Here is a 469-nt window from a genome sequence, read left to right as displayed (position 1 = left end):
TGCGTTGACATAACAACTTCAGCGCCAATCGAGAATAAGCCACTTTCTGTATCAATTAGACCAGCATAAGCGCCCAAACCTAATTCTAGGAATGTATCACTATTGTCTGCAATATCGCTGTAAATAAGAGATGGTGTGAGTGTGAATGTTGCTGCATCGGCCGAAATCGTGGCTGCGACCCCTAGCTTTAAATTAGTTTGATCGTTATTGCTGTTGTCAAAATCAATGACAGATAAGCCTGTTACCAAAGACCAAGCAAACTGATCTGTCGTTTGCTGATCACCTGATCTAATAGGCGGGAGCCCCCATTTTAGGCTAACGTCGTTCCCTGTAGAGGCGGTGTTAAGGCCTAGTCCACTATTCAAAATAAGCTCAGCCTGGGAAAGCCCGAGTCGAATACTGCCGCCATTTTGTAAACCGTTCGCACCACTGTGCAGGTCAATGGATATATGGTCGCCAGTGTTTACTT

General features: G+C 45.2%; 1 protein-coding gene. It reads right to left on the bottom strand.

Annotation, left to right across the window (positions count from 1 at the left end; genetic code table 11):
• A partial coding sequence (locus A3766_RS31775; protein WP_197479826.1) for a hypothetical protein occupies positions 1-469 on the bottom strand: 469 nt, incomplete at both ends.

Source organism: Oleiphilus sp. HI0132, from assembly GCF_001635845.1.
Note: the sequence above shows the minus strand (reverse complement) of the source record. Positions and strands in the feature narration are given on the sequence as shown.